Genomic DNA, 2,008 nt, shown 5'->3' on the forward strand with positions numbered 1-2,008 from the left:
GGCGCAGAGCGCTGGGCTGAGGCGCAGAGCGCTGGGCTGAGGCGCAGAGCGCTGGGCTGAGGCGCAGAGCGCTGGGCTGAGGCGCAGAGCGCTGGGCTGAGGCGCAGAGCGCTGGGCTGAGGCGCAGGGGCCTGGGACTGAGGCGCAGGGGCCTGGGACTGAGGCGTAGGGGCCATCGGACTGGCCTGCGGCTTTGCTCGCGCACGGATTCGGGATTGCGTGATCGGGAACCTGGGAGGCGCGAGCGGTGTATGACAAGTGGAACCTGCCGCGTCGAAGGGACAAGATCGTGCAACGTCGAGCCGTGACGGCCGTGCTGGCCGCCGCCGCGCTCCTGCTGACGGCCGGCTGCTCCTCCGATGACGGGGGATCGCCGGGCGGAGACGGCAGCGCCACCCCCAGCCGTACGACGGGGCAGGCGTCGCCCTCGGAGCGCGCCTCCGAGGAGACGCCACCCGCGAAGGGCTCCGTCAAGGTGCTGCGCACCGTCGCCTCGGGTCTGAACACCCCGTGGGGCCTCGCCCCGCTGCCGGACGGCGACCTGCTCGTCTCCTCCCGCGACGAGGCGACGATCACGCGGGTGGACGGCGAGACGGGCAAGAAGACCGAGCTGGGCGAGGTGCCGGGAGTGTCCCCCTCCGGCGAGGGCGGGCTGCTGGGCATCGCACTGTCCCCCGACTTCGCCTCGGACCGGATGATCTACGCCTACTTCACCTCCGCCTCGGACAACCGCGTCGTCCGCATGATCTACGACGAGAAGAAGCCGTCCGGCGAGCAGTTGGGCGCCCCGGACACGATCCTGCGCGGCATCCCCAAGGGCGTCGTCCACAACGGCGGCCGGATCGCCTTCGGCCCGGACAAGATGCTGTACGCGGGCACGGGCGAGAGCGGTGACACCTCGCTGTCCCAGGACCGGGACTCCCTCGGCGGCAAGATCCTGCGGCTGACCCCGGAGGGCGAGCCCGCGCCGGGCAACCCGTTCCCGGACTCTCCGGTGTACTCGTACGGCCACCGCAATGTGCAGGGTCTCGCCTGGGACGGCAAACAGCGGCTGTTCGCCGCGGAGTTCGGCCAGAACACCTGGGACGAGCTCAACGCGATCAAGCCCGGCGACAACTACGGCTGGCCCGAGGCGGAGGGCCGGTCCGACGACGGCGGCTTCCACAACCCGGTCGACCAGTGGACCACGGACGAGGCGTCCCCCAGCGGCATCGCCTACGCCGAGGGCTCGATATGGATGGCGGGGCTGCGCGGGGAGCGCCTGTGGCGGATACCCCTGAAGGGCACGGAGGCGTCGGCGGACCCTCAGGCGTTCCTGGAGGAGGAGTACGGCCGGCTGCGCACGGTGGTCGCGGCCGGTGAGAACAAGCTGTGGCTGGTCACGAGCAACACGGACGGCCGCGGCAACCCGGGCAACGACGACGACCGGATCCTGGAGCTGGAGGTGAGCTAGTGCCGTCACTCGGCCCGGGCCGGACCCGTGTCGTCCTGCGACGGCGGGCGCATGACCACCTTTCCCGAGGCGAGGTCTATCGGGCCGCGGGAGGGGTCGGAGTCGCCCACGTCCTCCCTGGTCAGTTCCAGTCGCCTCTTCTCGTCCCGGGTGTGTTTGCGGCCTGGGGCGAACAGTTCCTCGAAGACGTTGAACATCGTTCCCCTTCCGGGGCCGCGTGGGTGAGACGTGCAGGGCCGGGTGGGTCAGGACTCCATTATCCCGCCGCCGCCCGGTTTTCGGCCTCCGCCGGGAAGAGCCCCAGCCGGTGTGCCACCGCCGCCGCCTCGCCGCGGCCGGAGACGCCCAGCTTGGCGAGGATGTTGGAGACGTGGACGCTGGCCGTCTTCGGGGAGATGAACAGCTCCTCGGCGATCCGGCGGTTGGTGTGTCCGGCGGCCACCAGGCGCAGGACGTCGCGTTCCCGGCTGGTGAGGCCGAGCGCCTCGGCCGGATCGGCGGGGGCGGCCGGGGGCTGCTCCCGAGCGGGGGCGGGCCCGAGGGCCAGGCGGGCCC

At 72.0% G+C, this 2,008-nt stretch carries 3 protein-coding genes; 1 reads left to right on the forward strand and 2 read right to left on the reverse strand.

All coding sequences use genetic code 11. From position 1 onward, the window contains the following. Positions 1-289 precede the first annotated feature (289 nt). A complete protein-coding gene (locus N4P33_RS34910) occupies positions 290-1,453 on the forward strand; it encodes a sorbosone dehydrogenase family protein (protein ID WP_260830926.1) in 1,164 nt (387 codons plus the stop codon). A 5-nt stretch (positions 1,454-1,458) separates the two neighbouring features. On the opposite strand, the gene N4P33_RS34915 is transcribed toward N4P33_RS34910, so the two are convergent. Both N4P33_RS34915 and N4P33_RS34920 read right to left on the reverse strand, forming a co-directional pair. Beyond that, positions 1,459-1,650, reverse strand: coding sequence for a DUF6191 domain-containing protein (locus tag N4P33_RS34915; protein ID WP_260830927.1), 192 nt, complete (start codon positions 1,648-1,650; stop codon positions 1,459-1,461). Positions 1,651-1,709: 59 nt separating this feature from the next. Then, on the reverse strand, positions 1,710-2,008 hold a 299-nt coding region (locus N4P33_RS34920; protein WP_260830928.1), incomplete at its 5' end, for a response regulator transcription factor.

This window comes from Streptomyces sp. 15-116A (assembly GCF_025290915.1).
Classification (GTDB): Bacteria; Actinomycetota; Actinomycetes; order Streptomycetales; family Streptomycetaceae; genus Streptomyces.

What these genes read in the sequence shown, in the direction of transcription:
- N4P33_RS34915 (WP_260830927.1), bottom strand. Translation starts at nt 1,650, where the DNA reads ATGTTCAACGTCTTCGAGGAACTGTTCGCCCCAGGCCGCAAACACACC.